Origin of the sequence: Micromonospora humidisoli (assembly GCF_016900955.1) — a bacterium.
Taxonomy (GTDB): Bacteria; Actinomycetota; Actinomycetes; order Mycobacteriales; family Micromonosporaceae; genus Micromonospora; species Micromonospora wenchangensis.
Genome location: NZ_JAFEUO010000002.1, coordinates 345,377 through 370,253 on the forward strand (window position 1 = coordinate 345,377; position 24,877 = coordinate 370,253).

General features: G+C 72.5%; 25 protein-coding genes. 13 read left to right on the forward strand and 12 right to left on the reverse strand.

The window, feature by feature from the left end; translation table 11 throughout:
- Positions 1–45: 45 nt before the first annotated feature.
- The 4 genes from JQN84_RS06955 to JQN84_RS06970 all read right to left on the reverse strand — a co-directional run bounded on the left by JQN84_RS06955 (position 46) and on the right by JQN84_RS06970 (position 4,345).
- Positions 46–879 carry a carbohydrate ABC transporter permease gene (locus tag JQN84_RS06955; protein WP_088646087.1) on the reverse strand — a complete coding sequence of 278 codons (834 nt, stop codon included), beginning with the start codon at positions 877–879 and terminating at the stop codon, positions 46–48.
- Positions 876–1,862, reverse strand: coding sequence for a carbohydrate ABC transporter permease (locus tag JQN84_RS06960; RefSeq protein WP_204957594.1), 987 nt, complete (start codon positions 1,860–1,862; stop codon positions 876–878). The genes JQN84_RS06955 and JQN84_RS06960 overlap by 4 nt, the downstream gene beginning before the upstream one ends.
- Positions 1,863–1,983: 121 nt before the next feature.
- Positions 1,984–3,291: an ABC transporter substrate-binding protein gene (locus JQN84_RS06965; protein WP_204957595.1), complete on the reverse strand. Its 1,308-nt coding sequence runs from the start codon at positions 3,289–3,291 to the stop codon at positions 1,984–1,986.
- A gap of 292 nt (positions 3,292–3,583) precedes the next feature.
- Positions 3,584–4,345, reverse strand: a complete 762-nt coding sequence (locus tag JQN84_RS06970) for a maleylpyruvate isomerase family mycothiol-dependent enzyme (RefSeq protein ID WP_204957596.1) — start codon at positions 4,343–4,345, stop codon at positions 3,584–3,586.
- 71 nt (positions 4,346–4,416) lie between these two features.
- Between JQN84_RS06970 and JQN84_RS06975 the strand changes: the two genes are divergently transcribed.
- Positions 4,417–5,508 (forward strand): UDP-N-acetylmuramate dehydrogenase, encoded by a 1,092-nt coding sequence (locus JQN84_RS06975; RefSeq protein WP_204957597.1) that lies wholly within the window; start codon positions 4,417–4,419, stop codon positions 5,506–5,508.
- A 382-nt stretch (positions 5,509–5,890) separates the two neighbouring features.
- Here the strand turns inward: JQN84_RS06975 and JQN84_RS06980 are convergent, their stop codons facing one another.
- Both JQN84_RS06980 and JQN84_RS06985 read right to left on the reverse strand, forming a co-directional pair.
- Positions 5,891–6,688: a class I SAM-dependent methyltransferase gene (locus JQN84_RS06980; RefSeq protein WP_204957598.1), complete on the reverse strand. Its 798-nt coding sequence runs from the start codon at positions 6,686–6,688 to the stop codon at positions 5,891–5,893.
- 6 nt (positions 6,689–6,694) lie between these two features.
- On the reverse strand, positions 6,695–7,462 hold the full coding sequence (locus JQN84_RS06985) for an SDR family oxidoreductase (protein ID WP_204957599.1): 768 nt from the start codon (positions 7,460–7,462) through the stop codon (positions 6,695–6,697).
- Between the two features lie 182 nt (positions 7,463–7,644).
- On the opposite strand from JQN84_RS06985, the gene mshA reads away from it, so the two are divergent.
- From mshA to JQN84_RS07000, 3 genes are all read left to right on the forward strand, one after another.
- Positions 7,645–9,009, forward strand: a complete 1,365-nt coding sequence (gene mshA / locus JQN84_RS06990) for a D-inositol-3-phosphate glycosyltransferase (RefSeq protein ID WP_204957600.1) — start codon at positions 7,645–7,647, stop codon at positions 9,007–9,009.
- A gap of 60 nt (positions 9,010–9,069) precedes the next feature.
- Positions 9,070–9,585: a type III secretion system chaperone family protein gene (locus JQN84_RS06995; RefSeq protein WP_204957601.1), complete on the forward strand. Its 516-nt coding sequence runs from the start codon at positions 9,070–9,072 to the stop codon at positions 9,583–9,585.
- A 76-nt stretch (positions 9,586–9,661) separates the two neighbouring features.
- Entirely contained in the window at positions 9,662–10,426 is a 765-nt protein-coding gene (locus JQN84_RS07000; RefSeq protein WP_204957602.1) for a hypothetical protein, read from the forward strand.
- A 1,207-nt stretch (positions 10,427–11,633) separates the two neighbouring features.
- Here the strand turns inward: JQN84_RS07000 and JQN84_RS07005 are convergent.
- The gene (locus tag JQN84_RS07005) at positions 11,634–12,980 is read right to left on the reverse strand and encodes an MDR family MFS transporter (protein ID WP_204957603.1); all 1,347 of its coding nucleotides are present in this window, start codon (positions 12,978–12,980) and stop codon (positions 11,634–11,636) included.
- Positions 12,981–13,131: 151 nt separating this feature from the next.
- Here JQN84_RS07005 and JQN84_RS07010 point away from each other — a divergent pair, with 151 nt between their 5' ends.
- Positions 13,132–13,899, forward strand: a complete 768-nt coding sequence (locus tag JQN84_RS07010) for a phosphoglyceromutase (RefSeq protein ID WP_145921842.1) — start codon at positions 13,132–13,134, stop codon at positions 13,897–13,899.
- 65 nt (positions 13,900–13,964) lie between these two features.
- On the opposite strand, the gene phoU is transcribed toward JQN84_RS07010, so the two are convergent.
- Positions 13,965–14,618, reverse strand: coding sequence for a phosphate signaling complex protein PhoU (gene phoU / locus JQN84_RS07015; RefSeq protein WP_204957604.1), 654 nt, complete (start codon positions 14,616–14,618; stop codon positions 13,965–13,967).
- Between the two features lie 212 nt (positions 14,619–14,830).
- Here phoU and JQN84_RS07020 point away from each other — a divergent pair, with 212 nt between their 5' ends.
- Positions 14,831–16,141, forward strand: a complete 1,311-nt coding sequence (locus tag JQN84_RS07020; RefSeq protein WP_204957605.1) for a sensor histidine kinase — start codon at positions 14,831–14,833, stop codon at positions 16,139–16,141.
- The gene (locus JQN84_RS07025) at positions 16,138–16,821 is read left to right on the forward strand and encodes a response regulator (RefSeq protein WP_067314784.1); all 684 of its coding nucleotides are present in this window, start codon (positions 16,138–16,140) and stop codon (positions 16,819–16,821) included. Before JQN84_RS07020 ends, JQN84_RS07025 begins: the two co-directional genes overlap by 4 nt.
- Before the next feature lie 13 nt (positions 16,822–16,834).
- Here the strand turns inward: JQN84_RS07025 and JQN84_RS07030 are convergent, their stop codons facing one another.
- A complete protein-coding gene (locus JQN84_RS07030; RefSeq protein WP_204957606.1) occupies positions 16,835–17,647 on the reverse strand; it encodes a DUF3109 family protein in 813 nt (270 codons plus the stop codon).
- A 73-nt stretch (positions 17,648–17,720) separates the two neighbouring features.
- On the opposite strand from JQN84_RS07030, the gene JQN84_RS07035 reads away from it, so the two are divergent.
- On the forward strand, positions 17,721–18,665 hold the full coding sequence (locus tag JQN84_RS07035; protein WP_204957607.1) for a Ppx/GppA phosphatase family protein: 945 nt from the start codon (positions 17,721–17,723) through the stop codon (positions 18,663–18,665).
- 76 nt (positions 18,666–18,741) lie between these two features.
- Entirely contained in the window at positions 18,742–19,548 is an 807-nt protein-coding gene (locus JQN84_RS07040) for a sugar phosphate isomerase/epimerase family protein (RefSeq protein ID WP_204957608.1), read from the forward strand.
- Between the two features lie 197 nt (positions 19,549–19,745).
- Here JQN84_RS07040 and JQN84_RS07045 read toward each other — a convergent pair whose 3' ends face one another.
- Genes JQN84_RS07045 through JQN84_RS07055 form a run of 3 tightly spaced genes read right to left on the reverse strand, consistent with a single transcriptional unit; the run spans position 19,746 to position 21,758 of the window.
- Complete coding sequence (locus JQN84_RS07045) at positions 19,746–20,294, reverse strand: CGNR zinc finger domain-containing protein (RefSeq protein ID WP_204957609.1); 549 nt, start codon at positions 20,292–20,294, stop codon at positions 19,746–19,748.
- A 19-nt stretch (positions 20,295–20,313) separates the two neighbouring features.
- On the reverse strand, positions 20,314–21,480 hold the full coding sequence (locus JQN84_RS07050) for a glutathionylspermidine synthase family protein (RefSeq protein WP_204957610.1): 1,167 nt from the start codon (positions 21,478–21,480) through the stop codon (positions 20,314–20,316).
- 2 nt (positions 21,481–21,482) lie between these two features.
- A complete protein-coding gene (locus JQN84_RS07055) occupies positions 21,483–21,758 on the reverse strand; it encodes a hypothetical protein (RefSeq protein ID WP_281902590.1) in 276 nt (91 codons plus the stop codon).
- A gap of 143 nt (positions 21,759–21,901) precedes the next feature.
- Between JQN84_RS07055 and JQN84_RS07060 the strand changes: the two genes are divergently transcribed.
- The 4 genes from JQN84_RS07060 to JQN84_RS07075 all read left to right on the forward strand — a co-directional run bounded on the left by JQN84_RS07060 (position 21,902) and on the right by JQN84_RS07075 (position 24,722).
- Positions 21,902–22,822 (forward strand): proline dehydrogenase family protein, encoded by a 921-nt coding sequence (locus JQN84_RS07060; protein ID WP_204957611.1) that lies wholly within the window; start codon positions 21,902–21,904, stop codon positions 22,820–22,822.
- Positions 22,823–23,009: 187 nt separating this feature from the next.
- Positions 23,010–23,222, forward strand: coding sequence for a helix-turn-helix domain-containing protein (locus JQN84_RS07065; RefSeq protein WP_088646105.1), 213 nt, complete (start codon positions 23,010–23,012; stop codon positions 23,220–23,222).
- 206 nt (positions 23,223–23,428) lie between these two features.
- Positions 23,429–23,530: a 30S ribosomal protein bS22 gene (locus JQN84_RS07070; RefSeq protein ID WP_007465623.1), complete on the forward strand. Its 102-nt coding sequence runs from the start codon at positions 23,429–23,431 to the stop codon at positions 23,528–23,530.
- 118 nt (positions 23,531–23,648) lie between these two features.
- Entirely contained in the window at positions 23,649–24,722 is a 1,074-nt protein-coding gene (locus tag JQN84_RS07075; protein WP_204957612.1) for an NAD-dependent epimerase/dehydratase family protein, read from the forward strand.
- Positions 24,723–24,877 lie beyond the last annotated feature (155 nt).

Here is a 24,877-nt window from a genome sequence, read left to right on the forward strand (position 1 = left end):
TCGTTCGCGACTGCGGGGCTCGCAAACCCGGCTCACTCCTCGCGCTCACGCCTTAACCGCACCTTCCATGATGCCGCCGATGATCTGGCGACCGAACACGACGAACACCAGCAGCAGCGGCAGCGTCGCGATCGCCGTGCCGGTGAACACCTGCGACATGTCCTGGTAGTAACCGTCGGAGAGGGCCCGTAGCGACAACTGCACGGTGGGGTTCTCCGGGTCGTTGAGCACAGCGTACGGCCAGAGGAAGTCGTTCCAGGTCGTCATGAACGTGAGCAGGCCGAGGACGGCGGCGGCGGGGCGCAGCGCGGGCAGCACCACGTTCCAGTAGATCCGCAGCGTGTGGCAGCCGTCGACCCGGGCCGCCTCGATCAGCTCGGTGCTGACCGCCTGGGCCGCGTACTGGCGCATCATGAACACGCCGAACCCGGTGACCAGGGCCGGGACGATCACCGCCGGCAGCCGGTCGTTCCAGTTCAGCTTGGTCATCAGCAGGTACAGCGGGATGACCCCGAGCTGGGTGGGCACCATCATGGTGGCGACGATGACCATGAGCAGGGCGTTGCGGCCCCGGAACCGCAGCTTGGCGAAGGCGAACCCGGCCAGCGTGGAGAAGAGCACCACCGAGAAGGTGACGCTGACCGCGACGATCGTCGAGTTGACCAGGCCGGTGAGGAAGTGCGCGTCGGGGTTGGCGAACAGCCGGGTGATGTTCGCGCCGAGGTTGCCGCCGGGGGTGAGCGGTGGCGGCACCTGGCCCATCGCGTCGCTGCTGCGGCTGGCGACCACGAACATCCAGTAGATCGGGAAGATCGACAGCAGGGCGGTGAGCGTCAGCGCCGGGTAGGTGAGCCGGCCGGCCGACCAGATGCGGGTCATCGGTCCCCCTTGCGGGCGCCGCCGCCGAGCCGGCGCAGGATCAGTACGTTGATCGCCGCGACCACCGCGATCAGGGCGAAGAGCAGCCAGGCGACGGCTGAGCCGTAGCCGAAGTTGTAGTGCGGGGCGAAGGCGTTCTCGAACATGTACATGGTCATCGTCTGGGACTCGCGCAGCGGCCCGCCCCGGATCGCGTTGGTGCCGGAGTTGAACAGCCGGGGCTCGGTGAACAGTTGCAGTCCGCCGATGGTGGAGATGATCACCGCGAAGATGATCGTGGGCTTGAGCAGCGGCACGGTGATCGACCAGAACTGCCGGGCCCGGCCGGCCCCGTCGATGGAGGCGGACTCGTACAGGTCGCGGGGGATGGCCTGCATGGCGGCCAGGAAGATCAACGCGTTGTAGCCGGTCCACCGCCAGTCGACCATGGCGGAGATCGCCGTCCAGGCGGCGAACCGGTTCGCCTTCCAGTCGATCGCGTCGACGCCGACCAGGTCGAGCAGCCAGTTGATCATGCCGAACTCGCGGCCGAACAGCACCGCGAAGACGATCGCCACCGCCGCCGTCGAGGTGACGTTGGGCACCAGCACCGCCATCCGCCAGGTGGTCCGCGCCCGCAGCCGCCGGTTGAGCAGATTGGCCAGCCAGAGGGCGGCGAGCAGCTGCGGCACCGTGGAGATGACGAAGATGCCCAGCGTGTTCACCACCGAGTTCCAGAAGTCGGCGTCGGCCAGCAGCTGGGTGTAGTTCTGCGCGCCCACGAAGGCCGGGTCCACCCCCAACAGGTCCCAGTCGTGCAGCGACACCCAGAACGTGTACGCCAGCGGATAGAGCCCGAAGACCGCGAAGAGCAGGAAGAACGGCGTCACGTACAGGTAGGGCGAGTACCTGACGTCGAGCCGGGCCAACCGGTGCCCCCGCTCCGGCGGTCTGCTCCGGGTCGTCACTGCACCCGGCGGCGGACCGTCAACCTGAACAACCATCTCCCGCAGCTCCCTCTCTCCGCGCCCACCCGGTCCCCGCCTGCCGGGTCCGTCCGGGGCGGGGTGGCGGCGTCCCGGCGTGCTGACCCCGCCACCTCGCCCCCGGACGGACCCGGGCGGGTTACTTGGCGGCGGCCTTCTTCGCGTTGGCGGTGGCGTCGGCCCAGCCCTGGGCGGGGTTGCGCTGGCCCAGTTCGACGGTGCGCACGGCGTTCTCCACCTCGGTGCGGACGGCCTGGTTCTTCGGCCCCATGTAGACCGGCTTGAGGCTCTTCGCGCCGGCGGCGAAGATCGTGCCGACCGGGGCGTCGGAGAAGTACGCGTTGGTCGAGTTGACGATCGCCGGGTCGTCGAGCGCCTGCGGGGACGACGGCAGCGGCCCCTTCTCCTGGAACGCGCCGATCTGGCCCTTGGCGCTGGTCAGGAACTTGGCCAGCTCGATCGCCTCGGCCTGGTGCCGACTCTGCTTCGGCACCGCCAGGTAGGAGCCGCCCCAGTTGCCGCCGCTGCCGGGCACCTGGGCGATGTCCCACTTGCCCTTGGCGTCCGGGCCGGCGTTGCCCTCGATCACCCCGGTCATCCAGGCCGGGCAGGCGATGGTGGCGAACTTGGCCTGCTTGAAGGCCGACACCCACTCCTCCGACCAGGCCCCGTACCGGCCGGAGAGGCCGGAGTCGATGATGTCGACGGTGGTGTCGTACGCCTGGCGTACCGCCGGGTTGCTGTCGACCACCAGCTTGTCGGCGGTGTCGTAGTAGCTGTAGCCGGTGGTGTTGCCGGCGGTCTGCAACAGGATGGTGTTGAAGGTGTTGGTGGCGGCGTCGAGGAAGGCCGCGCCGGTGTTCTTCGCCGTGAACTGCTCGCCGACCCGCACGTAGTCCTGCCAGGTGGGCCAGAGCTTGGACACGGCCTCCCGGTCGGTGGGCAGGCCGGCGGCGGCGAAGAGGTCCTTGCGGTAGCAGATCGCCATCCCGCCGACGTCGGTGCCGAGGCCGATGAGCTGCTTGCCGTCGGCGGTCAGCCCGCCGTTCCACTTCCACTCCAGGAAGTTGCCCTTGAGCTCGGCGGCCCCGTGGTCGAGCAGGTTGACGAAGTTCTGCGGGTTGGCCTTGTACTCGACCAGCAGCCCCTCCTCGATGGCGACCACGTCACCGGCGCCCTTGCCGGCGGCGAGCCACTGGGTGAGCTTGGGGGAGTACTCGTCGAGGTTGCCGCCGGTGCCCCGCTCGACGATCTTGACGCCGGGGTGGTCGGCCTCGTACTGCCGGTAGAGCTTCTCGTAGCCGAACTGGCCGAACACGTCGACGGTCAGCGTGACCGGGCCGCCGTCGGCGGCCTCGTCGTCGCCGCCGCAGGCGGTGGTGCCGAGCAACGCGGTGACGGTGACCAGGGCGACCGCCGTGAGGCGGCGGCGGGAGATGACACCCATGGGTCGGGACCCCTCTCAGGTCGGGTGGTGGGGTGTGGACCTGCGTATGAGCGGGCCGCGCGGATCGTCGGCCCGGATTCGATCTCGGTGAGAGAGCGCTCTCACGACAGGGTGGTAGGTCGATGGGTTCCTGTCAAGAGAGCGCTCTCTCGAACCTTGTCGCGGATGCCGGGGCCGGCCGTCCCGTGGTCTGCACCGCAACGCCGGAAGCAGCCGCCCGGAAACGCCGAGAGCGGCCGTCACGGGTGGGACGGCCGCTCTCGGTACGGCGACGCGCGGTCGCGGGTGGGCGTCAGCCGACGCGCAGGCCCTCCAGCAGGGAACGGTCCCCCGCAACGCCGAGGGTGTCGAAGCTGACCCGGCCCCACAGCGCCAGCAGCAGGTCGCTGGCCGACCCGGTGACCTGGACCCGGGCGTGGTGGTCGTCGTGCCCGAAGACCGTCGCGGTGTCCAGCAGGGCCACCCCCTCGCCGCGCATCCGCAGGTACCAGTCCTGGGCGGCGTCGGTCGCGGTCAGGTGCACCACCCCCTGCCACTGCCCCCGGTTGCGCCGACGGCCGGACGGCAGCCAGGTGTCCAGCACCTCGCTGACCCCGTCGGCGGCGAGCTTCGCCTCGATCGGGTCACCGGCGGCGATGGCGAGCTGGGCGTCCCACCGGTGCACGGCGGTCTCGTGCGCCATCCGCCGGGGCCAGAACCCGGCCTTCTTCGGCTGCGGCGCCCAGTTCCACGCCGGGGCCTCCGGGTCGAGCGTGTCGAAGAGCGTCATCAGCTGGTCGTACTGGTACTGCCAGAGCTGGAGGGGGGACACCCCGGCGGGCATCTCGGCGGTGTCGTCGGGGCGGGCCGGCTGGGCGGTGTCCCCGGAGCCGACGAAGGAGTGCACCCAGTGGTAGAGGCCGGCCAGGTGCAGGGTCAGGTCCGCCACCGTCCACCCCGGGCAGGACAGCACCGGTGTCTCCGGCGGGGCCTCGGCGACGGCCGCGGCGAACGCCGGGCCGTCGACCCGGAGCGCTCCCATCCAGAAGTCCTTCGTGGCGTGCAGTCTGCTCATCGCAAATCCTCCCCGGGGTGACCCGGCGACCAGTGGGTGCCGCGGCTACCCCTCAGCCTAGGGTGAAAGGCGTGTCAGACGTCTACGCCAAACCGACAACGGACGCCGAACCCGCCGATCCGGCTGCCCTGGCGGAATACACCACCCTGCGCCTCGGTGGTCCCGCCGCCCGCTGCGTCGCCGCCACCAGCGCCGACGAGATCGTCCACCGGGTCCGCGAGGCGCACCGGCGCGACGAGCCGGTGCTGGTCCTCGCCGGCGGCAGCAACGTGGTCGTCGGGGACGCCGGCTTCCCCGGCACCGTCGTGCTGATCCGGTCGCGGGGCTTCGCCGTGGTCGCCGAGGACACCGACACCGTCACCGTACGGGTCGAAGCCGGCGAACCCTGGGACGACCTCGTCGCCGCCACCGTCGGCAACGGCTGGTCCGGCCTGGAGTGCCTCTCCGGCATCCCCGGCTCGGCCGGCGCCACCCCCATCCAGAACGTCGGCGCGTACGGCCAGGAGGTCGCCGAACGGATCACCGGCGTCCAGGTGTACGACCGCGCCGAGGACCGGCTCACCACCGTCGCCGCCGCCGACTGCGGCTTCGCGTACCGGGGCAGCATCTTCAAGTACAGCGACCGCTGGGTGGTGCTCTCGGTCGACTTCCGGCTGGACCGCTCGCCGCTGTCCGGGCCGGTCCGCTACGCCGAACTGGCCCGCTCGCTCGGCGTCGAGGTCGGCGACCGGGTGCCGCTGGCCGCCGCCCGGGACACGGTGCTGACCCTGCGCGCCGGCAAGGGCATGGTGCTCGACACCGCCGACCCGGACACCTGGTCGGTCGGCTCGTTCTTCACCAACCCGGTGCTCGACCGGGCGGCGTACGACCTGCTGCGCGAGCGTGCCGCCGACATCGGCGAGCCCCCTTCCTGGCCCTGCCCGGGTGACCTGGTGAAGGTCAGCGCCGCCTGGCTGATCGACAAGGCGGGCTTCGCCAAGGGGCATCCCGGGCCGGGCGGCACCGCCATCTCCGGCAAGCACACCCTGGCCCTGACCAACCACAGCGGCACCGCCCGCACCGCCGACCTGATCGCCCTCGCCCGGGAGATCCGCGACGGCGTGCACACCCGCTTCGCCGTCCCCCTCCACCCCGAACCCGTCCTCATCAACTGCACCCTCTGACCCCCCTGCCCCGCCCCGCGCCGCGTCCGCGCTCGTGTCCGCCCGTGTTGATCAAGAGCTTTACGTCATCCCTGCCCGCCCCCATGACGCAAACCTCTTGATCGCCGGGCCCCACCCTCGGCGGGACGGGTGGCGTTGAGGTGGTCGGTGGTCGGCGAGCGTGATCAAGAGGTTCGGGTCATTCTCGGGCGGCTGGATGACGTAAACCTCTTGATCACCCCTGCGAGGCCCGTCGGGGCGGGGCAGGTGGGCAGGTGGGTCGGGTGATCAAGAGATTTACGTCAGGCTGCTGATCGAATTTGACGTAAAGTTCTTGATCAACACAAATGGGGCGGGTGGGCGCGGGCGGGGCGGCGCGGGTGGGTGCGGGTGGGGAGTGGGGTCAGGTGGGGGAGATGGTGGGCCAGGGGAGGGTGAGTTCGCCGTGCCGCCAGCGGTGGGGGCGGTCGAGGACGGGCCAGCCGGCGGACCGCAAGGTGCCGACGGCGGTCAGCCACCGTTGGCGGGGACCGAACGGGGCCAGCCCGGCGGCGGCGTGCCAGGCGTTGTCCAGGGCGCGGAGCAGGGCATGGATGCGTTCACCCGGCACGTTGTGGTGGATCAGCGCCTTCGGCAGGCGCTCGGCCAGCTGGGCCGGGCCCTCCAGCGTGGTCAGTTTGGCGGCCAGGGTCAGCGTCCGGGGGCCGGTGGCGTCGATCAGCAGCCAGCCGGCCAGCCGGCCCAACTCGTCGCAGGTGCCCTCGACCAGCACCCCGTCCGGGGCGAGCCGGTCGGTGACCGTCCGCCAGGCATCGGCGACCTCGCGCTCGTCGTACTGGCGGAGCACATTGAACGCCCGGACCACGGTGGGCCGCAACCCGGCCAGTTCGAAGCCGCCCCGGGCGAACGTCAACCCCGGCGGGTCGGCGGCCGGCGCGGCGGCGGCCACCCGTACCGGGTCGATCTCCAGCCCGACCACCCGGACGTCGGCGCGGACCCGGGCGGCCAGCCGCTCGCGCAGTTCGACGGCGGTGACCGGGGTGGCGCCGTAACCGAGGTCCACCACCAGCGGGTCGGCGGCGACCCGTAACCGGTCGCCGCAGGTCTCGACGATCCAGTTGTCGACCCGGCGGAGCCGGTTGGGGTTCGTCGTTCCCCGGGTCACCACCCCTACCGGCCGCTGCCGGCCCCGGTCAGCCATCCCGGGTCACTGCCCGACCCGGTGCACCTTGTGCTGGGCGGCCTGGGCCAGCGGGCGGACCACCAGCCGGTCCACGTTGACGTGGTGCGGGAGGGTGGCGCACCAGGCGACGCACTCGGCGACGTCGGCGGCCACCAGGGGCTGCGCCACCCCGGCGTAGGTGGCGTCGGCCTTCGCCGAGTCCCCGCCGAAGCGGTTCAGGCTGAACTCCTCCGTCCGGACCATCCCGGGGTCGATCTCCACCACCCGGACGGGCCGGCCGCACAGCTCCAACCGCAGGGTGCCCGCCACGGCGGTCTGCGCGTGCTTGGCCGCGCTGTATCCGCCGCCGCCCTCGTACACGGTGAAGCCGGCGGTGGAGGAGACCATCACGACTGTCCCGGCGCCGGAGCGCTCCAGGGCCGGCAGCAGGGCCTGGGTGACCCGCAACGTGCCGAGCACGTTCACGTCGTACATCCACTGCCAGTCGGCGACCGAGCCGGTCTCCACCGGGTCCAACCCGCGTGCCCCGCCGGCGTTGTTGACCAGGACGGTGACCGGCCCGGGGGCGTCGTCGGCGGCGCGGGCCAGCCCGGCCACCGACTCGTCCGAGGTGACGTCGCAGGCCACGGCGGTGGCGCTGCCGCCGGCCGACGCGATCTCGGCGACCAGCGCGGCGAGCCGGTCGGTGCGGCGGGCGGCGGCGAGCACGTGGAAACCCTCGGCGGCGAGCCGGCGGGCGGTGGCCGCGCCGATCCCGCTGGACGCCCCGGTGACGATCGCGACAGAGGTCATCACGCCATTCTCACCCTGGCGACGGGACCGGCCGCCCCGGGTCCGGTGATGAGGTCCGTCACGCCCACGGCCCGGGGCGAGGCATTTCCGAAGCCCGATGGGGAAGATTGCATCCGGCGTGCAGGTTGACGGAGGAGCGCCGGTCGTGCGGGACGGCATCAACCCTGACAGAGGGAGCGGACGTGGCGGATCAGCACACCGGTGTCGGGCGTCAGCGAGGTGCCCTGCCGTGGCCCCGGCCCCGCCGGATCGCCACCCTGTCGGTGCACACCTCGCCGTTGCACCAACCGGGCACCGGTGACGCCGGTGGCATGAACGTCTACATCCTGGAGGTCGCCCGGCGGCTCGCCGAGGCGAACGTCGAGGTGGAGATCTTCACCCGGGCCACCTCCGGTGACCTGCCCCCGGTGGTGGAGATGGCCCCCGGCGTGCACGTCCGGCACGTCACCTCCGGCCCGCTGGAGGGGCTGACCAAGGAGGAACTGCCCGGTCAGCTCTGTGCCTTCACCGCCGGGGTGCTGCGGGCCGAGGCGGCCCGCCCGCCGGGCCACTACGACCTGATCCACTCGCACTACTGGCTCTCCGGGCAGGTCGGCTGGCTGGCCAAGGAGCGCTGGGGGGTGCCGTTGGTGCACACCGCGCACACCCTGGCGAAGGTGAAGAACGCCCAGCTCGCCGCCGGCGACCGGCCGGAGCCGAAGGCCCGGGTGATCGGCGAGGAGCAGGTGGTCGCCGAGGCCGACCGGCTGGTCGCGAACACCCGGGCGGAGGCCACCGACCTGGTCGACAGGTACGCCGCCGACCCGGCCCGGGTGGCGGTCGTCGAGCCGGGGGTGGACCTGGCGCGGTTCCGGCCCGTCGTCGGGGACCGGGAGGTCGCCACCCGCGCCGCCCGTCGCCGGCTGGGCCTGCCCACCGGCGGGTACGTCGTCGCGTTCGTCGGCCGGATCCAGCCGTTGAAGGCCCCGGACGTGCTGGTCCGCGCGGTCGCCGCGTTGCGGGAGCGCGATCCGGTCCTCGCCGACCAGGTGACCGTGGTGATCTGCGGCGGCCCGAGCGGCAGCGGCCTCGACCGGCCCACCTCGCTGATCGAGCTGGCCGGGTCGTTGGGGGTCGCCGACCGGGTGCGTTTCCTGCCGCCGCGCACCGGTGACGACCTGCCCGCCCTCTACCGGGCGGCCGACCTGGTGGCGGTGCCCTCGCACAACGAGTCGTTCGGGCTGGTGGCCCTGGAGGCGCAGGCCTGCGGTACGCCGGTGGTCGCCGCCGCCGTGGGTGGCCTGGTGACCGCCGTCCGGGACCAGGTCAGCGGCGTGCTCGTGCGCGGCCACGACCCGGGCGACTGGGCCCGTACGCTGGCCCGGTTGCTGCCCGACCGGGCCGGCCGGGAGGCGCTGGGCCGGGGGGCTGCCCGGCACGCCCGCAGTTTCTCCTGGGAGCGCACCGTGTCCGGGCTGCTCGCCGTGTACGGCGAGGCGGTCACCGGGCACCGGGAGCGGTTGGCGGCCCGGCTTGCCGACGGGCCGGCGCTCACCGGCTCCTGGTGACGGGGTGCCCCGCCCGGCGTCGTCGGGTGGGGCGGCCACGGCGGCCGTAGAGTGGGTCCGATGAGCGCGAAGAGCGAGCTGGCGGCCCTGATCGAGGCGGTCTGCACCGAACGGGAGCTGGACTGGGAAGCCACCGGTGAGGGCTCGTACGCGGTCACCCTGCCGGGCACCCACAAGCTGAAGACGATCTGCAACCTGATCGTCGGTGAGCACGCGCTGCGGGTCGAGGCGTTCGTGATGCGTCAACCCGACGAGCGGCGTGAGGAGCTGTGGGCGTGGCTGCTGCAACGCAACGCCCGGATGTACGGGGTCGCGTTCTCGATCGACGCGGTCGGGGACGTCTACCTGACCGGGCGGGTCAATCCGTCGGCCGTCGACGCCGACGAGTTGGACCGGCTGCTCGGCTCGGTGCTCAGCTACGCCGACGAGTCCTTCGACACGATGCTGGAGATCGGCTTCGGTAGTTCCATCCGCCGGGAGTGGGAGTGGCGGGTCAAGCGGGGCGAGTCGACGGCGAACCTGGCCGCCTTCGCCCACCTGTTCACCCCGTCGTCAGGTGGTTCGGACCGGTCCTGACGGGTATGCCGCAGCGCTGCGGCGCGGCAGTGTGGGACCCGCCGCAGGCCGAGGACGGACTGTCGAGGAGCGTGTCATGGCTCAGCGGAACAGCTCAGGTCGCGGCGCGACGGCGACCAGGACCACGCGTCAGGCCGGCAACCGGACCCCGAACACGCCGGGCATCTCCGAGTCGGAGATCTCCCGGATGCGGGTCGACGACATCCGGGGTCAACTGCGCCGGCGGGGGGTCTCGGGGATCTCCGCGTTGCGCAAGCCGGAACTGGTGAAGACGCTCGCGCGGACGTTGCGCGCGGAGGGTCGGGCCGGCGGTGCCGCCCGACGCAGCACCGGCCCGTCCGGCCGGGCGCCGGCCCGCAAGACGCCGGCCCGCACGGGCACCGCCGGGGCGGCGAAGGCCACCCCGTCGCGGGCAGCGGCGAAGGCGACGCGGGCGAAGGCGACGCCGGCGAAGGCCGCCCGCGCCACCGGTGTCCGCACCGGGCGGTCCACCTCCCGTTCGGTACGCTCCGCGCAGGTCATCACGTCTCCGGCGGACCGTCCGGAACGTCCGGGCCGGAGCCTGGTGACCACCAACCACCAGGTGATCCGGAACTGGGCCGCGGCCCGGGGGGCAAAGCCGGCGACCATTGCGGGCACCGAGCGCAACGGCCGGCCGGGGGTGCTCACCTTCGACCTGCCTGGTTACCGGGAGAATCGTCGGCTGCGCGTGGTGAGCTGGGACGACTGGTTCCGGACGTTCGACGGCCGCAGGCTGAACCTGATCTTCCAGGAGCAGTTGCGGAACGGCCGGCAGAGCAATTTCTTCCGCACCGAGTCACCCGATCGGGAAGCCGGCTGAGGGTTTTACCGGAATGGCTGCCGGGTAGCCGCGTGTTGGCAGTCACGGAGCCCGGAGCAGCGGCACCGAGCAGGGACGGTAGGTGTTGTGACCGGCGAGACAGTGCTCGAAGGTTGAATCCGGAATCCGGGCGAACTAACTTTATTGCACCGCGTCACGCTCGGAAACGTTCGGGGGAGCGGCGGATCGATCAGATCCGTGCACCGAGCGAGACGCAAATCGGGTGGAGCACGCCGTTGGGGGACGGTGCCACCCGGGAACCGGCGGCGCGAGCGGGCGACGCTTACGGGGGTGAGGGTCGCCCGCCGCCGCCGGGCAGGCGGTACGAGCGCCCACCGCGACCATCGGGTCGCCGGTGGGCGCTCTGCCGTTGTGGCTTCTTTCGTCGCTCCTCGGCCCCGTCGCTCCTCGGCCCTGCTCGGCCTCGGCCCCGTTCGGCCGACCGGGCAAGCAAGCTCCATGGTGTCGCGGAACGTGGTTCCAGCCCTCGGCCCGGAGGACCGGATGGCCCGAGCGCGTCCTTTCGAGCTGACGTCGTCAACGATTCAGGCGACCGGCGACCGGCGACCGGCGACCGGCGACCGGCGACCGGCGAGGGGCGACCGGCGAGGGGCGAGCGGCGACCGGCGACGGCAACCGGCGAGCGGCGAGGGGCGAGGGGCGACCGGCGACCGGCGACGGCAACCGGCAACCGGCGAGGGGCGAGGGGCGACCGGCGACCGGTGATGCGTGACTCGTGACTCGTGACAGGCGACAGGACCCAAGCCCTCATCGAAGAGGGCTGCTGCACCCGGGCGGCGGGCGGCGGGCGGCGGGTGCTGGGCGGCACTCGTGCCGACGTCGAAGCCGGTGTGAGTCGCTGAGGTCATCAGGTCTAAAGGACGCGCTCGGTGTATGTCTGCCCCGCCCAGCTACGCGATGACCTGCGGCACTTCGGGTCGCCGGGGTTCCCGCGGATCGGATCCGGGCGGGCAGGGGCGGGTCCGGCGGGCAGGGGTGGATCCCGGTGGGCAGGGGCGGGCCCGGCGGTCCCGGCCGGATGGTCGTCCTGGCAGGTGGTCGTCCTGGCAGGCGAAGTCCGGCCGGGTGGGGTTCGGTCGGGTGGGGTTCGGCCGGGTGGGATTCGAGCGGGTGGGGTTCGGTCGGTGCGGGCGGGCAGGGGCCGATGAAGCAGCCCAGGGGGTGGGGTCGGCGGCGGTGAGCGTACTCAGGCGGGGGTACGGGCCGTGACCGGCTCGGCGGGTGCGCTCCGCACCCCGGCCTCGGCCGACGGCGGGGCCGGCGGCGCAACTGCGGCGACCGGCACGACCGGAGTCCCGGGGCGGCGCAGGCGGGCCGCCCGACGTTCCCGGGCCGGCCCGGACAGCAGGTGGGCCAGCGCGGTCGCCGCGCCGATCCCGGCGCAGCCCAGCCAGAGCGTGGCGTTGCCGGCGTGTTCGCGCACCAGCCCGCCGAGCAGCGGGGCGACCGCCCCGGCCACCTGCCAGGACAGCGAGAACACCCCCTGGTAGCGACCGCGCAGTTCGGCAGGGGAGAGTTCGGCGATCAGGGTGGCGTTGGACGGGGAGTTGAGCATCTCGCCGAGCGTCCAGATCAGCACGGTGAGCCCGAAGAACCAGGCGGCGTCGGCGAACGCGGTCAGCCCGAAGCCGACGCCCATCACCACCGAGGCGAGGGCGAGCACGTGCGACCGGCTCCGTCCCCGGATCAGCCGGGGGACGAAGAGTTGCCCCACCACGATCAGCACCCCGTTGAGCGCGATCACCGAGCCGTAGGTGGCGGGGGACAGACCGGCGTCGCCCATCGCGATCGGCAGCATCGAGAGGTGCTGGAGGAAGACCAGCGCGCCGAACAGGTTGAGCACGACGAAGCCCAGGAACACCCGGTCGGCGGCGATGGTGCGCAGCGCGCCCACCCGGGGCGGACCGGCCGGGGCGGGCACGCCCTGGGCGGTGCCTGCCGTCGGGCGGCGGGTCTCGCCGACCTTGACGAAGATGATCAGCGCGGTGACCAGCGTGGTGGCCGCGTCGACCACGAACAGCAGCAGGTAGCCGGCCTCGGCGGCGAGGCCGGCGAGCACGGCGGCGCAGGCGAAGCCCAGGTTGATCGCCCAGTAGTTGAGCGAGAACGCGCGCAACCGGTCCCGCTCCGGCACCACGTCGATCATCATGGCCCCGAACGCCGGCCGGGCGGCCTCGGCGAACGTGCCGAGCAGCAGTGCGCCCACCGCGACCGCCCAGAGCGGCCGGGCGAAGCCCAGCGTCAGCATCATGGTGGCCGCGCCCAGGTGGGCGGTGAGCAGGGTGGGCCGCCGTCCCCACCGGTCGACCAGGGTGCCACCCACGGTGGTGCCGACCGCGCCGCCGACCCCCCACAGGCCCATCACCAGGCCGGCCTGGGCGGCCGAGAAATGGCGGGCCTGGGTCAGGTAGATGGCGAGGAAGACCAGCACGAACGAACCGAGCCGGTTGATCAGCGTGCCCGTCCAGAGGTACCAGAAGGTCCTCGGTAGCCCGCCTGTGGTCTCCCGGAACCAACCCCGCACCGTCCGCACGCCCGCGCCCCCGCTCAGGTAATGACCGCTGTCCTTGAAGCGCCTTACAACCTAGTTCCGGGGTCGGACACCGGTCATCCGTTTTTCCACGTGGTGGTCGTCACCACCACCGCCCGCGTGTCCCCGGACGCCGTGCGGCAGGATGATCGGCATGACTGCGAGCGAGGGGCCCACCGTCGGGACGCTGGTCCTGCTGCGGCACGGCGAGAGCGACTGGAACGCGAAGAACCTCTTCACCGGCTGGGTCGACGTCGACCTGACCGCCAAGGGCGAGGCGGAGGCGCGTCGCGGCGGCGAACTGCTGCGCGAGCACGGCCTGCTGCCGGACGTGGTGCACACCAGCGTGATGCGCCGGGCGATCCGCACCGCCGAGCTGGCGCTGAACGCCGCCGACCGGCACTGGATCGCGGTGCGTCGGTCGTGGCGGCTCAACGAGCGCCACTACGGCGCCCTACAGGGCAAGAACAAGAAGCAGACCCTCGACGAGTACGGCGAGGAGCAGTTCATGCTCTGGCGTCGCTCGTACGACACGCCGCCGCCGCCGATCGCCGACGACGACGAGTTCTCCCAGGTCGGTGACCCGCGCTACGCGCTGCTGCCGACCGAGCTGATGCCGCGCACCGAGTGCCTCAAGGACGTGGTGCACCGGATGCTGCCGTACTGGTACGACTCGATCGTGCCGGACATCCTCGCCGGCCGTACGGTGCTGGTGGCGGCGCACGGCAATTCGCTGCGTGCCCTGGTCAAGCACCTCGACCAGATCTCCGACGAGGCGATCGCCAAGCTGAACATCCCCACCGGCATCCCGCTGCGCTACGACCTCGACCCGCAGCTGCGCCCGCTCGCCCTGGGCGGGACCTACCTCGACCCGGCCGCCGCCAAGGAGGCCGCCGCCGCGGTCGCCAACCAGGGCCGCTGAGCTGACGGAAGGACCCCGGCCCGGCGGAGCTCGCCGGGCCGGGGCCCTCTCTCACGCGGTGCGGGTCAGCCCGCGGCGGGAGCGGTCTCGCCGGTGATCAGGTAGACCACCCGCTCACCGGCGTTGACCGCGTGGTCGGCGAACCGCTCGTAGAACCGGCCGAGCAGGGTGGCGTCGATGGCGGTCTCCACCCCGTACGGCCACCCGTCGCCGAGCAGGATGCCGAACAGGCTCTTGTGCAGGTCGTCCATGACGTCGTCGTCGCGGTCCAGTTCGGCGGCGATGTCGGCGTCGGGGGTGGCCAGCACCTTGGCGATCTTCTCGGCCATCCGGTCGGCGACCGAGGCCATGTCGGTGAAGACGGGCCGCAGCTCGGCCGGCACCGCCGGGGAGGGATGCCGGCGCAGCGCCGTCTTCGCCACGTGGTCGGCCAGGTCGCCCATCCGCTCCAGGTCGGCCGCGACGTGCAGCGCGGTGATCATCGCGCGCAGGTCGGAGGCGACCGGCGCCTGCCGGGCGAGCAGGTCGCAGACCCGCTCCTCGACGTGCTGGTAGAGGTCGTCGATCTCGGCGTCCCGCGCGATCACGGCCTCGGACGCCTCGCGGTCGGCGGTCAGCAGGCCGCGGGTGGCCTGGCGCATCGCGGCGCGTACGCCGTCGGCCATGTCCACCAGCAGTTGGCTGACGATCTGCAGGTCGGCCCGGAACTCGTCGCGCATCGTCACTTCCTGGGGTCGGTGCCGCCGGTGGTCGCGGGGACCGTTGGCGTACGGGTTGAGCAGGTGCGGAACCCACCGTAGGCGGGGGTGACGGGAGCCCAGATGAACCCGGATGAACGACGCGGGGCCCGGGAGTGAATTTCTGCCAAAGCGAGTGTGGTTCGTCCTGTTATGGGCGATAGCCAGGTTAACAATGACCCTACGATCGCCGGGTGGAGTGGGCGGTGGCGATCGGGGTGGCCCTGGTGACCGGACTGGTCGCCGGGCTGCTGCTGGCGCGTCCCGTCCAGACCTGGCGGCGTCGCGCGACGCCGTCCGGGGGCGAGGGCCCCCACGGGGACCTGGGGAGGCGTGCGATTCCCGACGACCAGTCCGGCGGGCTGAGCGGGCTCGGCCGCAAGACCATCGACTCGCTGCGCGCCGGTGTCGTGGTGCTCGGCCCGGACGACGTTCCGGTGCTGGTGAACCCGGCCGCACGGGCGATGGGGCTGCTCCGTACCGGTGCCACCCCCGGCTCCATCGCGGCCCACCCGCTGATCCGTACCCTCGCCGGGCAGGTCCGGCGGACCGGGGTGCGCCGCGAGATCGAGCTCGACCTGCCCCGTGGCCGCGACAACGCCGGGGAGAACCCGCTCGGCGTGCACCTGCGGGCGATGGGCATCGGCGGCGGGTACATCGCCGTCGAAGCCGCCGACGTCACCGAGTCACACCGGCTCGCCCGGGTCCGGCGGGACTTCGTGGCCAACGTCAGCCACGAGTTGAAGACCCCGATCGGGGCGCTGCAACTGCTCGCCGAGGCGCTCGTCGACGCCACCGAGCCGGCCGACGGGGCACCCGACCTCTCCGAGGACATGCTGGCCGCCCGCCGGTTCGCCGAGCGCATCCAGCACGAGTCGACCCGGCTCGGCCGGCTGGTGCAGGAGCTGCTGGAGCTGACCCGGCTCCAGGGCGCCGAGCCGCAACCCGCGCCGGAACCCGTCGCGGTCGACTGGGTGATCGCCGAGGTGCTCGACCGGACCCGCACCTCGGCCACCGCCCGCCGGGTCCAGGTGGTCACCGAAGGACAGCGGGGCCTGACCGCGTACGGCAGCGACAGCCAGCTCGCCACCGCCGTGTCCAACCTGGTGGAGAACGCGATCACCTACTCCGGCGAGGACACCACCGTGCGGGTCGTCACCCGGGCCGACGACGACCACGTCACGGTCTCCGTCACCGACCAGGGGATCGGCATCGCCCCCACCGACGTCGACCGGATCTTCGAACGGTTCTACCGGGCCGACCAGGCCCGGTCCCGCGCCACCGGTGGCACCGGCCTCGGCCTGGCCATCGTCAAACACATCGCCAGCAACCATGGCGGCCGGGTGGAGGTGGCGAGCACCCTGGGTGGGGGGTCGACATTCACCCTCCGGCTACCCGCCAGCCCACCGGACGCCCTGGAGTCGCTACTGCCGTCCGCTGGTATCGAGCCCGGCCCGACCGTCCCTGCGCCGGGCCTGACCGTAGGAAAGGAAACACCCCGTTGAGCCGCGTACTGGTGGTCGAGGACGAGGAGTCGTTCTCCGACGCCCTGTCGTACATGCTCCGCAAGGAGGGTTTCGAGGTCTCCGTCGCCGCGACGGGCACCTCCGCCCTCACCGAGTTCGACCGGACCGGCGCGGACATCGTGCTGCTCGACCTGATGCTCCCGGAGATGTCCGGGACGGAGGTCTGCCGGCAGCTGCGGCAGCGCTCGCACGTGCCGATCATCATGGTGACCGCCCGGGACAGCGAGATCGACAAGGTGGTCGGGCTGGAGATCGGTGCCGACGACTACGTCACCAAGCCGTACTCGCCCCGGGAGCTGGTGGCCCGGATCCGGGCGGTGCTGCGCCGGCAGAGCCCCGAGGTGACCGAGTCGGGTGCCCCGACGCTGGCCGCCGGCCCGGTCCGGATGGACATCGAACGGCACGTGGTGACCGTCGACGGGGCGGCCGTGCAGCTCCCGCTCAAGGAGTTCGAGCTGCTGGAGCTGCTGCTGCGCAACGCCGGCCGGGTGCTCACCCGGGGGCAACTGATCGACCGGGTCTGGGGTGCCGACTACGTCGGTGACACCAAGACCCTCGACGTGCACGTCAAGCGGCTGCGTTCCAAGATCGAACCGGAGCCGTCGGCACCCCGGTTCATCGTCACCGTGCGCGGGCTGGGCTACAAGTTCGAGCCGTAGGCCGGCACACCGTTCACCCCTGCGGGCTGGCCGGGTGCGGGGCGATCTGGCCCTGGCCCAGCCGGGCCGCGCACAGCTCGGCCAGCTTCGCGTACGCGGGCGCGCCGACCAGCGCGGTCAGCTCCGGGCCGTACGACAGGTACATCGGCTCGGTGCCGACGTGCGCGTCGGTCGACGAGGTGCACCACCAGTCCAGGTCGTGCCCGCCGGAGCCCCAGCCCCGCCTGTCGAACTCGGCGAGCGTCGACACCAGCACCTTCGTGTCGTCGGGGCGGGTGGTCCACTCCTGGTCCCGACGGATCGGCAGCTGCCAGCAGACGTCCGGCTTGTACTCCAGCGGGTGCACCCCGTCGCGCAGCGCCTGGCCGTGCAGCGCGCACCCGCCCCCGCCGGGGAAGTCGGCGTCGTTGAGGAACACGCACGGGGCGTCCTCGCCCCGGGTGGCCGTCCGCCGGGCCGGGTTCTTGCCGTCGATCGTGTCGGTCGCGGTCCAGTTCTTCGTACCCTTGCGGAAGTGCTGCCAGGTCTGCGGGGTGAGCCGCTTGACGGCCGCCCGGACCCGCTTCTCGTCGTCGTCGTCGGTGAAGAACGCGCCGTGTGAGCAGCAGCCGTCGGTGGCCCGCCCGGCGACGATGCCGTGGCAGCCCCGGCCGAAGACACACGTCCAGCGGGACAGCAACCAGGTGAGGTCGGCGCGCACCAGATGCCGCTCGTCGGCCGGGTCGACGAACTCGATCCACTCCCGGGGAAAGTCCAGCCCGACCTCCCGGCTGCGGGGGTCGTCGGGGTCGTCCACCAGCACGTGCAGCTCCACCTGGCTCGTCACCCGGACCAGCGTACGCGTGAGTGAACCGGCCGGCCGGCGTGCCGTCGAAACGTGGCGGCCCTAGGGTCTTCTCATGCGGCTGGGTGTGCTCGACGTCGGTTCCAACACGGTGCATCTGCTACTGGTCGACGCGCACCACGGCGCGCACCCGTGGGCGGCGCACTCCGAGAAGGTGGTGCTGCGGCTGGCCGAGCAGCTCGGCCCCGACGGCGCGCTCACCCGGGCCGGCGCCGACGCGCTGGTCGAGGCGGTCGGGGCGGCCCGTGCGTCGGCCACCGCGTTGGCCGCCGACGACCTGCTGGCCTTCGCGACCAGCGCGGTGCGCGACGCCACCAACGCGGCCGAGGTGCTGACCCGGGTCCGCGAGGAGACCGGCGTACGGCTGGAGGTGCTGTCCGGGGCGGACGAGGCGCGGGCGACGTTCCTCGCGGTCCGGCGCTGGTTCGGCTGGTCGGCGGGGCGGTTGCTGGCGATGGACATCGGCGGCGGCTCGCTGGAGCTGGCCGCCGGCATCGACGAGGACCCGGAGGTGGCGGTGTCGCTGCCGCTGGGCGCCGGCCGGTTGAGCCGGGACCGGCTGCACGTCGACCCGTCGGGGCTGACCCCGCCGACCGCCGAGGCCGTGGAGGAACTGCGCGAGTACGTCGACGCGCAGCTCGACCCGGTGGTGGAGAAACTGGCCGGGGTGGGCTGGGAACGCCCGGTGGCCACCTCCAAGACGTTCCGGACGCTGGCCCGGCTGACCGGGGCGGCCCCCTCCTCGGCCGGCCTGTGGGCGCGGCGCAGCCTCACCCGCACGGGGCTGCGGCAGGTGCTGGGGTTCGTCAGGCACATCCCGCCGGCCCAACTGCCCGAGCTGGAGGGGGTGAGTGCCGGCCGGGCCCACCAGCTGCTGGCGGGGGCGGTGGTGGCCGAGGCGGTGCTGCGCCGGCTCGACGTGCCGGCGGTGGACATCTGCCCGTGGGCGCTGCGTGAGGGCGTCATCCTCAGACGGTTGGATCAGCTCGAACCGATGTGACGTACGCCGGTCGTTGCGCGGCTTTTGCCGCTGCTCGTCCGGAACTGTGGTGGCGGCCCCGGTTACCCTCGGGGATGTGACTTCCCGCGTCCCGGTGCTCCTGTCCAGTTCCTCGGTCTTTCCTGAGCGGACCGCGGCGGCGTTCCAGCTCGCCGCGGCACTCGGCTACGACGGGGTCGAGGTGATGGTCTGGACCGACGCCGTCAGCCAGGACGCCGGCGCGCTGCGTGGGCTCGCCAAGCACTACGGCGTCCCGGTGCTGTCGGTGCACGCCCCCTGCCTGCTGGTCACCCAGCGGGTGTGGAGCCCCGACCCGTGGGTACGGCTGCGCCGGGCCGCCGAGCTGGCCGACACGCTGGAGGCGCCCACGGTGGTGGTGCACCCCCCGTTCACCTGGCAGCGCGACTACGCCCGCAACTTCGCCGACGGGCTGCACACCGTCGCCGACCGGTTCACCGGGCTGCACTTCGCGGTGGAGAACATGTACCCGGTGCGGATGGCCGGCCGGCAGTTCGTGCCGTACGTGCCCGGTTGGGACCCGACCGAGGTCGGCTACCCCGCGTACACCCTCGACCTGTCGCACTGCGCCGCGTCGCACAGCGACCCGCTGGCGATGGCCGACCGGATGGGTGCCGGCCTGGCCCACGTCCACCTCGGCGACGGCACCGGCGAGGGCCGCGACGAGCACCTGGTGCCCGGCCGGGGCACCCAACCCTGCGCCGAACTGCTCCGTTCCCTGGCCGGACGCGGCTTCACCGGCTCGGTCGCGGTGGAGGTCACCACCCGGGGCGCCAAGAGCCGCGCCGTCCGCGAGTCCGACCTCCGCGAATCCCTCGCCTTCGCCCGAGCCCACCTGACCGCCCCCACCCCCCTCAACGCCTAACCCCCACCCCCGCCCTCTCCCCCCTCCCGCCCCGCCCCCCGCCCGCTTCACCCCGGTGATCAAGAGGTTTGCGTCATGTTCGGGCGTGGATCTGACGTAAACCTCTTGATCAACTGACGTAAACCTCTTGATCACCGAGGCGGCACGGCAGGGCGGGGTGCGGCAGGGAGAGGGAGGGGGAGAGCGCGGGGGAGGGGTCAGGGGACCGGGGTGAGGGTGGGTTGTTCGGCGGCGCGTTTGCGGGCGCGGTGGGCGGCCACGTGGGAGCGGGTGGCGCAGCGCTCCGAGCAGAACCGGCGGCAGCAGTTCGACGAGGTGTCCAGGTAGACGTTGCCGCAGCGTTCGTCGGCGCAGACCCCGAACCGGGCGCTGCCGTACTCGCAGAGCCACACCGACAGGCCCCACGCCGCCCCGGCCAGGTATTCGGCGCTGACCGACGCGCCCCGGCTGGTCACGTGCATGTGCCAGTCGCTGGAGTCGTGCCCGGAGATGCGCGGCTGCACCGGGAACGCCTCCAGCAGGGCGTTCAGCTCGGCCACCGCCTGGGCGTCACGCCCCGAGGTGCCGTACTCGAAGACGTCGCGCAACCGCTTCTGCGCCCGTCGGAAGACCGCCAGGTCCCGGTCGGCCACCTCGTCGCGCATCCACGCGTTCTCGTCCGGAATGAGGGCCCGCAGGTCGTCGAGGCCGTCCAGGCGGGCGTTGACGAGGTCAACCCCGGTCCTGGCGTACGCGTCGAAGTTCACCCGACCAACGGTAGTCGACTCACGCGGCACGCGGCGCGTCGATGTAGTGCGGCAGGAAGCGCGCGTAACCGTCGGTGATCAGACTTTCGCTCTCCCGGATGCCGACGCCTGCCGACTCACCGTCGACGATCCAGCTGCCCAGCACCGTCCGACCCCCGTCGAACTGCGGCAACGGCCGGAACTCCTGATAGCAGAAACCCTCGTCGCCATAGATCCCGGGATTGCTGATCTCCGTGTCGCCGGTCACGATGCGTACCGAACCACCCTCCCGGCCGAGCAGCGGCTTCGCCACGTACTCCGGCATCCCGCGCGGCGAGTCCAGGTACGCCGGCAGCAGGTACTCGTGCCCGGGGAACAGCTCCCAGAGCACGGCCAGCAGCGCCTTGTTCGACAGCAGCAGCTTCCAGGCCGGTTCGATCCAGGTGGTCGGCGTGCCCGGCTCCAGGGCCGGTCGGCCGTACGGCTCGGCCAGCATCCACTCCCACGGGTAGAGCTTGAAGCAGGTGGTGACCGGCCGGTCGGCGGCGTCGACGAAGCGCCGGCCGTCCCAGCCGACGTGCTGGATCGGCAGCAGCGTCACGTCCAACCCGGCCTGCCGGGCGGTCTCGGCCAGGTAGCCGGCGGTGATCTGGTCCTCGCCCGACTCCTCCTCGTTGGACCAGCACACGTGCACCCGCCGGTCGTGCAGCCCGGCCCCGATCTTGGCCCACGCCCCGACCAGCCGCTCGTGCAGGCTGTTCCACTGGTCGGCGTCGGGCCGGGTGTCCTCCAGCCAGTACCACTGCACGATGCTCGCCTCGACCAGGGCGGTCGGGGTGTCGGCGTTGTACTCCAGCAGCTTCGGCGGCCACGTGCCGTCGTAGGCGAGGTCGAACCGGCCGTACAGGGTGGGTGGGCGCTCGTGCAGCGACCTGGCGACCGCCTGCGCCGCCCAGGCGGGGATGCCGAACTCGGCGTACCGGTTGCGGGCCACCACGTGCTCGGCGGCGGCCACCGACATCCGGTGCAGCTCCTCGGTCGCCTCCTCCAGCCGCAGCACCTCGTCGAGGTCGAAGGCGTACGCGGCGGACTCGTCCCAGTACGACATGATCTCGCCGTCGGGCAGCTCGGTGTCGACGTACACCAGGCCCTGGGTACGGATCACCGCGTCGGAGTCCGGGCGGGGGGTGACCCGCTCCCGGCGCACCGTCAGCCGCCGCAGGAGGCGAGATGGGTGCCGAACCCGCCGCGTTCCGGCAGCGCGCCGGCCACCGGGTCGGGTGCGGCGGCCCGGGGGTCGATGCCGACGGTCGGCACCTGCATGGCGAGCGCCACGGTGTCCCCGCCGCCGATCGGCCCGAGGGCGCAGTCGTCATCGTCGTCGTCGGAGGTGAGGTTGCAGCCGGACAGGGCGAGTGCCAGCGCGGTGAGCGCGCCGAGCTGCACGGAGGCCGACCGCAGCCGGCGGCGGGGGTGTCGTTCCACGTTCATGGTTGTAACTGATCCACGCCACCGGCGCGTCCCCTGACCGGCCCATGACGCGGCCCGGAACCGGCCCGCCACCGTGGCCGGAACCGGTCCGCCCCGCCGCCGGGCGCGGTCCCACGGCCGGGCGTTACGCTCGGCTCATGCTCCGTTCCGTCATCCTCGCCGCCTCCCGGTCATCCCAGGTCGAGCGGCTCGTCGCGACGGCCCCGTTCACCCGGGACGTCGTCCGCCGGTTCGTCGCCGGCACCGGCACCGACGACGCGTTGCGCGCCACCCGCGAACTCGTCGCCGACGGCCTCCGGGTCACCCTCGACAACCTCGGCGAGGACACCGTCACCGCAGAGCAGGCCACCGCCACCCGGGACGAGTACCTCGCCCTGCTGCGGGCGCTCGACGCCGCCGGGCTCGCCCCGGCCGCCGAGGTGAGCGTGAAGCTCTCCGCCCTCGGCCAGCGGTTCGACGAGCAGTTGGCCTACGACAACGCGCGGGCGATCTGCGCGGCGGCCGACCAGGCGGGCACCACGGTCACCCTGGACATGGAGGACCACACCACCACCGACTCGACCCTGGACACGCTGCTCAAGCTGCGTAAGGACCACCCGTCGACAGGCGCGGTGCTCCAGGCGTACCTGCGGCGGACCGAGTCGGACTGCCGGGAGCTGGCGGGTGCCGGGTCGCGGGTCCGGCTGTGCAAGGGCGCGTACGCCGAGCCGGAGTCGGTGGCGTACCAGTCGGCCCGCGAGGTCGACAAGTCGTACGTGCGCTGTCTCAACGTGCTGATGTCCGGGGCGGGCTACCCGATGCTGGCCACCCACGACCCGCGCCTGATCGCCATCGGCGAGGACCGGGCCCGCTGGTTCGACCGGGGGCCGGGCGAGTTCGAGTTCCAGATGCTGTACGGCATCCGCCCCGAGGAGCAGGCCCGGCTGGCCGGCGAGGGCTACACGGTACGCACCTACCTGCCGTACGGGGAGGACTGGTACGGCTACCTGATGCGTCGTCTCGCCGAGCGCCCCGCGAACCTGGTCTTCTTCGGCCGGGCCCTGGCCTCGAAGAAGTAGGCCCCGGGCCGGCCCGGAAACACCGGGTCACGACCGGGTGAACGACGCCTGCGGCGCGGTCAGTTGTGGGAAGGGATCGCGCAGGTCACAGCCGTCCCGCTACCGTACTGGTAACACGCGCGTTGCCGGCCCGTTCGGGAGCTCCGTCGGGTGGCGCGCGCCGGGCATGGGATGGGTCGGGTGAGCCATGGCCGGGTCGCAGTCCTCCGACGGTCGGCTGTCGGATGTCAGGTTCCTCACGGTCGCCGAGGTCGCCTCGGTGATGCGGGTCTCCAAGATGACCGTCTACCGCCTGGTGCACAGCGGTGAACTCACCGCCGTGCGGGTGGGCCGGTCGTTCCGGGTGCCCGAGCACGCGGTGCACGACTATCTGCGGGGGGCGTTCCAGGAGACCGCCTGAGCCCGCCGATCGCGACGTAACGGGCATCGACGGGGGCGCGTTGGTCCTGCTGACGCTCTCCGGCTACCCTGGAGCCCGATCTGACCGTGCGCCGGTGCGCCCCGACGCCACCAGGCTGGTCCAGGTCCGTTGTCCGTAAGCGGCCACCGGCGTCACCATCTCGACGCCGAGGGTCCGTCCCGAACGTTGCATTGAAAGGCTGTCGTATGGGCTCGGTGGTCAAGAAGCGCCGCAAGCGCATGGCTAAGAAGAAGCACCGCAAGCTGCTGCGCAAGACCCGCGTCCAGCGTCGCCGTCTCGGCAAGTGACCGACGCCGGGTCACCCCCGGCGTCCGGCACCACTTGCCATCTGTCGACCCCCGGAGGCTCAGTGATCAGGCCGCGGACATCCCGGCTCGATCTCGCCTGCCGGTCAGGGCGTGCGCGATGACCCCCGGTGGCACCCCAGGTGCTCCGGGGGTCGTCGTCGTGACCGGGGTCGGTCGCTACCTCGGCGCGCACGTCGCCGCCCGGCTCGCCGCCGACCCCCGGATCGAACGGGTGATCGGCATCGACCCGGCCACCCCCGGCCCCGAGTTCGCCGGCCTGCTCGACCGGGTGGAACGCATCCGGCTGGACCTCGACTCGCTCGGCGGTCTGCTGGCCGACCTCGACGTCGCCGCCGTGGTCCACCTCGCCCTGGTCACCGCCCCCGACCCGCAGCAGGGCGGTCGGGCGGCGATGAAGGAACAGAACGTCATCGGCACCATGCAACTGCTCGCCGCCTGCCAGCGGGCACCCCGGCTGCGCAAGCTGGTGGTCCGGTCGTCGACCGCCGCCTATGGCGCGTCCTTCCGCGACCCGGCGGTCTTCACCGAGGAGACCGAGCCCCGCGAGGTGCCGCGCGGCGGTTTCGGCCGGGACATCCTCGACATCGAGGGGTACGTGCGCGGCTTCCGCCGCCGCCGGCCCGACGTGACCGCGACGGTGCTGCGGTTCGCCCCGTTCATCGGCTCCACCGCCGACACCACGCTCACCCGCTACTTCTCCCGGCCGGTGGTGCCCACCGTCTTCGGCCGGGACCCCCGGCTCCAGTTCGTGCACTTCGACGACGCCCTGGAGGTGCTGCACCGGTCCGTCGCCGAGGACCATCCGGGGACGTACAACGTGGCCGGGCCGGGGGTGCTCTCGCTGTCCCAGGCGATCCGCCGGGCCGGCCGGGTGGCCGTGCCGGTGTGGGAGCCGGGGCTGTCCGGGGCCGCCGCGATCGCCCGTAACCTCGGCTTCGGCCGCTACGGCCTCGACCAGGTCGACCTGATCGTGCACGGCCGGGTGGTCGACACCCGCCGGCTGACCCGGGAGTACGGCTTCACCCCGCGCACCACGGCGGCGGCGTTCGACGACTTCATCCGGGCCCACCACGGCGGTGTCGTGGTCACCCCGGATCAGCTCGCCACCGCCGAGCAGCTGGTGCTGGAGAGCATCCGGCAGGTCCGCTCCGCCGTCCGGGAACGTACGTGACCGCGCAGAACGGCCACCGCCGGCTCACCACGTCACCCACCCCCGCCTCGCGCAACGGGTCGGGCCCCGACCCGACCGTCCCCGCGACGCCCCGTCCCACCCCGGCCACCCCGGGTCCGGCCGCCTCCGGTCCGGCGGGTGGGCGCTCGCCGGGG

Excerpts from the sequence above, each read along its gene's own strand:
- JQN84_RS06970 (WP_204957596.1), bottom strand. The coding sequence starts at position 4,345 with ATGAGCAGACTGCACGCCACGAAGGACTTCTGGATGGGAGCGCTCCGG.
- JQN84_RS06960 (WP_204957594.1), bottom strand. The coding sequence starts at position 1,862 with ATGGTTGTTCAGGTTGACGGTCCGCCGCCGGGTGCAGTGACGACCCGG.
- JQN84_RS07010 (WP_145921842.1), top strand. The coding sequence starts at position 13,132 with ATGACTGCGAGCGAGGGGCCCACCGTCGGGACGCTGGTCCTGCTGCGG.
- JQN84_RS07035 (WP_204957607.1), top strand. The coding sequence starts at position 17,721 with ATGCGGCTGGGTGTGCTCGACGTCGGTTCCAACACGGTGCATCTGCTA.
- JQN84_RS07075 (WP_204957612.1), top strand. The coding sequence starts at position 23,649 with ATGACCCCCGGTGGCACCCCAGGTGCTCCGGGGGTCGTCGTCGTGACC.
- JQN84_RS06980 (WP_204957598.1), bottom strand. The coding sequence starts at position 6,688 with ATGGCTGACCGGGGCCGGCAGCGGCCGGTAGGGGTGGTGACCCGGGGA.
- JQN84_RS07060 (WP_204957611.1), top strand. The coding sequence starts at position 21,902 with ATGCTCCGTTCCGTCATCCTCGCCGCCTCCCGGTCATCCCAGGTCGAG.
- JQN84_RS06965 (WP_204957595.1), bottom strand. The coding sequence starts at position 3,291 with ATGGGTGTCATCTCCCGCCGCCGCCTCACGGCGGTCGCCCTGGTCACC.
- JQN84_RS06955 (WP_088646087.1), bottom strand. The coding sequence starts at position 879 with ATGACCCGCATCTGGTCGGCCGGCCGGCTCACCTACCCGGCGCTGACG.
- JQN84_RS07000 (WP_204957602.1), top strand. The coding sequence starts at position 9,662 with ATGGCTCAGCGGAACAGCTCAGGTCGCGGCGCGACGGCGACCAGGACC.
- phoU (WP_204957604.1), bottom strand. The coding sequence starts at position 14,618 with ATGCGCGACGAGTTCCGGGCCGACCTGCAGATCGTCAGCCAACTGCTG.
- JQN84_RS07070 (WP_007465623.1), top strand. The coding sequence starts at position 23,429 with ATGGGCTCGGTGGTCAAGAAGCGCCGCAAGCGCATGGCTAAGAAGAAG.
- JQN84_RS07065 (WP_088646105.1), top strand. The coding sequence starts at position 23,010 with ATGGCCGGGTCGCAGTCCTCCGACGGTCGGCTGTCGGATGTCAGGTTC.
- JQN84_RS06985 (WP_204957599.1), bottom strand. The coding sequence starts at position 7,462 with ATGACCTCTGTCGCGATCGTCACCGGGGCGTCCAGCGGGATCGGCGCG.
- JQN84_RS06995 (WP_204957601.1), top strand. The coding sequence starts at position 9,070 with ATGAGCGCGAAGAGCGAGCTGGCGGCCCTGATCGAGGCGGTCTGCACC.